This window comes from Kitasatospora sp. NPDC056184, assembly GCF_042268405.1.
GTDB lineage: Bacteria > Actinomycetota > Actinomycetes > Streptomycetales > Streptomycetaceae > Kitasatospora.
Window position 1 is genome coordinate 1 of sequence record NZ_JBHJUI010000054.1, and the last position, 5,935, is coordinate 5,935.

Annotated in this window: 7 protein-coding genes and 1 pseudogene; 6 read left to right on the forward strand and 2 right to left on the reverse strand. The window is 73.1% G+C overall.

Translation table 11 applies throughout. The annotated features are described in order from the left end of the window. Positions 1-467 precede the first annotated feature (467 nt). The 4 genes and pseudogenes from ACFC0B_RS40700 to ACFC0B_RS40715 form a co-directional block, all read left to right on the forward strand. Positions 468-1,415 (forward strand): hypothetical protein, encoded by a 948-nt coding sequence (locus ACFC0B_RS40700; RefSeq protein WP_376098517.1) that lies wholly within the window; start codon positions 468-470, stop codon positions 1,413-1,415. 120 nt (positions 1,416-1,535) lie between these two features. Further along, on the forward strand, positions 1,536-1,787 hold the full coding sequence (locus ACFC0B_RS40705) for a hypothetical protein (RefSeq protein WP_376098520.1): 252 nt from the start codon (positions 1,536-1,538) through the stop codon (positions 1,785-1,787). Positions 1,788-1,825: 38 nt separating this feature from the next. Continuing rightward, on the forward strand, positions 1,826-2,470 hold the full coding sequence (locus ACFC0B_RS40710; protein WP_376098535.1) for a TIGR02391 family protein: 645 nt from the start codon (positions 1,826-1,828) through the stop codon (positions 2,468-2,470). A 29-nt stretch (positions 2,471-2,499) separates the two neighbouring features. After that, positions 2,500-2,544: pseudogene (locus ACFC0B_RS40715) on the forward strand (hypothetical protein); the annotation flags it as partial. Positions 2,545-2,661: 117 nt separating this feature from the next. Here ACFC0B_RS40715 and ACFC0B_RS40720 read toward each other — a convergent pair. Next, on the reverse strand, positions 2,662-3,012 hold the full coding sequence (locus ACFC0B_RS40720) for a hypothetical protein (RefSeq protein ID WP_376098523.1): 351 nt from the start codon (positions 3,010-3,012) through the stop codon (positions 2,662-2,664). A 353-nt stretch (positions 3,013-3,365) separates the two neighbouring features. On the opposite strand from ACFC0B_RS40720, the gene ACFC0B_RS40725 reads away from it, so the two are divergent. Together ACFC0B_RS40725 and ACFC0B_RS40730 are read left to right on the forward strand one after the other, a co-directional pair. Then, positions 3,366-3,944 carry a hypothetical protein gene (locus tag ACFC0B_RS40725; RefSeq protein ID WP_376098526.1) on the forward strand — a complete coding sequence of 193 codons (579 nt, stop codon included), beginning with the start codon at positions 3,366-3,368 and terminating at the stop codon, positions 3,942-3,944. 624 nt (positions 3,945-4,568) lie between these two features. Next, positions 4,569-5,054, forward strand: a complete 486-nt coding sequence (locus ACFC0B_RS40730) for a HEAT repeat domain-containing protein (protein ID WP_376098529.1) — start codon at positions 4,569-4,571, stop codon at positions 5,052-5,054. Between the two features lie 494 nt (positions 5,055-5,548). Here the strand turns inward: ACFC0B_RS40730 and ACFC0B_RS40735 are convergent. Next, on the reverse strand, positions 5,549-5,935 hold a 387-nt coding region (locus ACFC0B_RS40735), incomplete at its 5' end, for a hypothetical protein (RefSeq protein WP_376098532.1).

A 5,935-nucleotide genomic window follows, 5' to 3' on the forward strand; every position in this document is an offset into this window, starting at 1 on the left:
TCGACCGGACATGCCGCACCGCGGCAGCGGTGCGACCCGGTCGGATGATCGCGACCGGCCGGGTCGGCGAGCCCCTCCGCAGCGTTCCGGCCCCATCACATGGCGCACCGGTGTGTGGGTACCGGCGCGAAGCGCGCCGGCTGGCACGCCCCGTTCTGTAGCCGGATCGGGCCCTCGGCCGACAAGCGCTGGTCTGACGAGACCAGGTCCTGCGCCGGCGCCCGGCCTAATGCTGTGACCGAGAACGTTCGCCGTGTTGGGCATAGCAGCTTGAGCCGGCGGTTGGACGCGGGACCAGCTCGCGGTGTGGGGCGTGCCGTGGCCGCCGCCCAAGGACTGGAAGAAGGAGCTCGCCGACCGCTGGCAGGCCGAGCGGAGCTCCGCCGGCTGACCACGGGAAGGCGTCCCGTACGGGCCGGTGTCAATTGCCCGTGCTGCGCGAGGGGTTGAACGTCTACGGTGACGGGGTGACGATTCCGTGGACCCCACTGCCCTACCGCGACGGCGGAACCGCTCCCCTGCGCGAGGACGTCTCCGCCGCCCTGGAGACGCCGCTGCGTGAGTGGATCCACGCCGCCGTGCTGCGCCATGGCGGGGAGGTCTGGCGGAGGGTCGCGATCCGCTGTGACCTGGTCCTTGACACGGAGGACGGCTCCGATGAGCCCGACGTCGACTACCCGGAGCGCCTCGCCTACTGGGCGCCGTCGGAGCGGTTGCTGGAGGTGGTCGACGCCCTGCTGGATCTGCTGCCGGTCCCGGTGCCGGCAGTCGTGGCTGCCCTGCCGGTCGCCCCGGCCGGGGACGTGCCGAAGCCGGGTGTGCTGATGTCGCTGATGGCCGGGGTGAGCAGGGTGGCCGCCCAGCAGGGGGCGGTGAGCCGCAGGCCGCTGCAGCAGCTGCTGGACGACGCGCGCTCGCGCTACACGGTCCGCTCCGACGGCCGCGCCCTGGTCGCGCGGATCGACCCGGCGGTCGCGCGCACCCTGCGGGCCGCAGTCGAGAGCGCGGACCGGCCGGAGCGGGGGTCGGCCTCCGAGCACCTGACCGAGGCGATCACCTGGGCGTACGCCCTCGTCCCGGACCCGGTGAAGGCCTACAGCGAGGCGATCAAGGCGGTGGAGTCCGCCGCGCACGCCACCGTGGACCCCAAGCGCGACCGGGCGACGCTCGGCACGATGCTCGGCGAGATGCCGAAGATCGCGCACAAGCTGGTCTTCGACATCGAGGGTGCCGACCCGCAGGAGGGCGTCGAGATGGTGCGCCGGATGATGAAGCAGTTGTGGGACGGACAGACCAGCCGCCACGGCAAGCAGCGACCCACCCGCAAGGAGACGCCGGCCGAGGCGAAGGCCGCGGCTCACCTCGCCGCTGTCCTGGTGCAGTACTTCTCCTCCGGGGCGATCCGCCGGGCCTGACGCCCCGGCCGGTCGGGTCCGGCGGATTGCCGGTTCGAGGACACGTTCGGTGGCGGTCCCGCTACGGTGGCCGGGTCCGGGCGGCCCTGCCCGTCCCCACCGCGGCGAAGGGGAACCACCGTGTCCAACGCAGCCCTGCTCCGGCCCCGCTACTGGCTCGCGCACAACCTGGCGTGGCCGCAGGGCGACGGGCCGTACCGCGAGTGCGCCCAGGCGCTCGCGCCGCCGCTGGTGCCCCGCCAGATGGTGTCCAGGAACGCCGCGGACATCCTGAACGTCGTCGACGCCTACCAGAAGGCGCAGCCGGGTCGGCGGGGGTCAGCCCTCCGAGGTCGATGGTGGTCGTGTTCGGGCTCTGCTCGGAGACCCTGAAGTAGTACCAGCCCAGATTCATTGCCTTCTTGGACTTCATGCGGGGCAGCGTCAGGTTCGCGGAAACGGACCCACTGACGGTGGTGCTCCAGGCCTTGCCCACATCCTTTGGGTCGTCGGCGGCGGCGGTGAGCGCGGACCCGGAGCCGGAGTTGAAGCCCTCGGTGAGGATGTTCTTGAAGAGGATCCGCGAGTTGATCATCAGGGAGCAGTTGAAGCCCTCGGGAATCGGCTCGCCCAGCGCGGTGCTGGTGTCGGTCCGTTCGGTGCCATCGGTGGTGATGAAGGTCTGCAAGACCTCCCGCGCGGAGTCCGTCTGCTTGGTGGCGAGCCTGATGATCGACGAAGCCGAAGCCGAAGCCGAAGCCGCGGTCGAGACGGACCTGCCAGCGTTCTCCCCCGCCCAGTTCCACCCGGTCGTCTGGAGCGCCGCCGCAGCGCACTGGACCAACCATCAGTACCGGGTCGCGGTGCGGGAAGCCGCCGAGGCGCTCAACGTGCACTGGAAGGACCGGGTGGGTCGCAACGACGTCGACGACACCCCGTTCTGGCAGCAGACCCTCTCGGCGGGGGAGCCGAGCCCCGGCAAACCGAAGCTCGCCTGGCCCGGCACCCCGACCGACAAGACGACCAAGAGCATGCGCGGCGGACTGGAACCGCTGGCAGCGGGCTCATCAACCTGAACTCCGCGCTCAAGAACCTGGCCGCCGGCCTGAACCTCACCGTCCGCAACGTCACCACCCGCACCCGGGACGAACTGACCGAGCAGGAGGCCATGGAGCACCTGGCTGCCTACAGCTACCTGGCCCGCCTCCTCGACCAGTGCGAGCTCCGAACCGCGCGGGAGGAGCCCGCCAGCACCAGCTGACCCGGCCTACCCGGACGGGTCCGGCAGTGGCGTGGCGGCCCGCCGTCGTGGAGGCCGGCCTTCACGACGGCTCACCTTGGAAGGGGACCCCCGGACCTCGGAGACCGTCCAGGCGGAGCGGGCCGCAGCCGACGCCGCGGCCGCCGAGGAGGAGCGTGCCAGCTTCTGCTGGCGCCGAACCTGACCGGCTGTTCTCCGCCGCAGGCCGCTGACCTTCGGCGGGGAGTTTGGCGCTCCGGCCGGGTTCTCCTCGGCGGTGAGGCGCAGGTCCGCCACCGCGCCGCGCACCACGGTGGCCGCCGTGCCGACCAGTACCACCAGCAGCCGCGGGAAGGACCCCGCCAGCGCCGCTCCCACGCCCGGCCCCGGCACTCCGGGCCCGACTGCTCCCGCAGAGCGGCGCAGGCCGCCAGCTGCGCCGCGGTCTCCTCGGCACTGACACCGGGCGGTGGCGGCCGGCCGTGTCCCGGGGTTTTCGAGGGGCCCGCAGGGCTGCTCACGTGGCCCGGGTGCCCGCTGTTTCCGGTTCTGCTCACGTCGTGGAGCAACATCGCGACAGCGGTCCGGGAGGCGGAGCCGGATGTTCACGGGAACGGTCGGCATCCCGGTAGTGACCGGTCCACTGCCGGGTACCGGTCACCGGGGATCCGGGACAAAAGCCGGCGACGGGGCAGGGGACGCGCACGAGATCCGTCTGCGATCCTGTCGGCATGGCACGGCCCCGTACAGCCACGGCACCCGAGGACACCGAAGCGATGAAGACGCCTGCTGACTACCTGCGGCAGCGTCGTGCGGCCGAAGATGCAGACGCCAACCTGCGGCTGCGCCGTGCGGCCGAACACGCACGCCGCACCTGGCCGGGTGACCTGCTTTACCGGGAGGCGTCGCTGGACCTGGTCCGTGCGGAGCTGGCGCTCGAGGTCATGAAGGCCGTCCTGGACAAGGCGGTCCGCGACATGACGGACACCAGGAAGTTCCTGGAGCAGCGCGGGCGCGGCATGAAGCTGGTCACCACGGGGATGCGGGGCGCTTTGCGCGATGCGGAGGCGAGGGTCGACCGGGCCGGGCGTGAGCACGGCCGGGCTGTCGAGGCGGAGCGGCAGGCTCGTGCCGATCTGAGGAGGGCCGAAGCCGGCGCTCCGAACCGCGTCGATGTGAGGGCTCGGCGGGCGGCACAGGAGCTGGCGGTCGACCGATCGCTCGGCAGCGGCGCGCTGCTGCCGCCGGCGGCCGGGCGCCCGCGCGAGCTGGAACGCGAGCACTACCACCAGAACGAGACGAGGCGCTGACCCGGGCTCACCCGGAGGGCGCCGGACCTACGGCGAACTTGTGGGCGATGACGGTGTCACCCTGTTGGCCGCGGGGCGCCATGCCGTTGTCGACCGTCTGGTCGGACAGGGTGTCGATCCCACCCGTCCGTGGGCTGGCGGTGTCGACCTGGTCACCTGGGCCGCCGGGACGGGCGCCTGCTGGACCCTGAGTGCGCTGTTGTCCTCCGACTGCGACCCGCTGCGCGCCGGCAGCCCCCATCGCTGTGTGCTGCGGGTCGCGAGGGCGGCCCTCGAGAGGGGATGCGGTGCCGGATCCGTGTCTCCGCCGGCCCATCGGGGGGTCATCACGGACCTGGAGGCGTGGCTCGGCGTCCACCGCATGCCGGACGAGCTGATGGCCCGTGCCCTGGTTCACGCCGACCCCGAGCACGACGACTGGCTCGCTTTGCTGATGCGGATCGCCGGACCGGAGAGCCGGGAGAGGTTCGGCTGGGCCCGCAGTGTCGCCGGGGGCGCCGCGGACGCGGCCTCCCTCGACCGTCGGCGCTTCGCGCTCGACGCGATCCACTTCCTCGGCTTCGGCCTCAACCCCGCTGACGGCGACGACGAGCCGCCATTCATCCGGGAGGCCGTCGAGTTCCTGTGGCCCCGTCTTGCCGTCGAACAGGACCCGTATGCCCTGCGCACCGTGGTCGCGGCTTTCACCGGCTACTGCTCCCAGGAGGAGTTCCCGGCCGCCTGGCCCGCGCCGACCACCCCGACCCGGGCGTGCGCCACTGCGTCGCCCTGGCGTTTCCCGCCCACCTGGCCGGCCACCCCGACGTACTGGCCGCCCTCCTGCGCCTGGCCGACGACCCCGCCCCCCTCGCCCGGACCAACGCGCTCCACGCCCTCACCCGCTGTCCCACCGACACCCCTGCCCTGCGCGACGTCCTCGCGGCCCGCCTCACCGACCCCCGCTTCGACGCCCGCCTCGAAGCCTCCGCCGCCCTGGCCCTGCGCGGCGACGAACGCGGCACACCGGTCCTCGACGAGATCCGCCGCGGCATCAAGAACCGCAGCAGCCGCGGCGCGGGCCGCCTCGAGGACCTCCACTACCGGCTCCGCGCCCGGACCCCGGGCGTGTGAGTTCACGGCCCGTCCCGGCGATGCAGGCGGGGAGGTCGGAGAGCGCAGAGCAGACCTCGTCCGCCCGCCCCAGGGAGCGCCGCAGCAGGTTCTGGCGGATCGCTCGGGCCCCAGGCCCGGGCACGGCTGGAGGCCGCCCGGGTCGCGAACGCCGCGCTGCGTCCGTGTTGGACGTGTCGGGGTTCGATCGGCGGAAGGGGCGGGCTCGTTGCCGGAACTGGCCGAGGAGGCCGGCCCCGACCGGTTGGAGTGCCCGCGGTACGAGCAGGACCGCGTCGAGAAGGACTTGGGTCTGTTGGTGCTGCCTGCTCCGGCCAGGCGGGAGTTGGTGACCGCGCTGGTGTGGGCCCCGGACGATCCGTGGTGGGAGGTGCGGGTGCTGCACGCCAAGCCCTACCCGGCGAAGGACCGCAGGGTGTGGCCCTCGCCCTGCGCGGGCGGCGCCCGGCCACCGTCGGGTGGCCGGCGCCTCGTGCCGCCCCGTGATGGGTGCGTCACGGGTGGGCTCGTGATGAAACATCCTGCGGTTCCGTCACGATGCTGCTCCCGGTGGTGTTCCAGGCGCTCTCGTAGGCGGCCAGGGCGGTGCGCGGGCGCCGGCCTTCGGGGGTGTCGGGCGGGCGGAGCCGGCCGGTGTGGTGGGCGAGGTCGGCGGTGGCGGCCCGCAGGTGCGGCAGCAGGAGTTCCTCGGCGCGGGCGTGGGCGGCGGTGTGTCGCTGCAGCCGGCGCCCGGTGGCCCTCGACAGGCCGGACGTCGGGTCGCCGATGACCGCCCGGGCGGCGCCAGGTGCTGTCGGACCTGGTCGAGGGAGCATCTGACCCTGGGCGGGGTGGTCGTGGGCGCCACCTGGCACGAGCTCGCGTGCCCGGCCCGGGCCGGG

Bases quoted from the DNA above. Each gene is read 5' to 3' on its own strand.
- ACFC0B_RS40710 (WP_376098535.1), top strand. From the start codon at position 1,826: ATGCGGGGCAGCGTCAGGTTCGCGGAAACGGACCCACTGACGGTGGTG.
- ACFC0B_RS40725 (WP_376098526.1), top strand. From the start codon at position 3,366: ATGGCACGGCCCCGTACAGCCACGGCACCCGAGGACACCGAAGCGATG.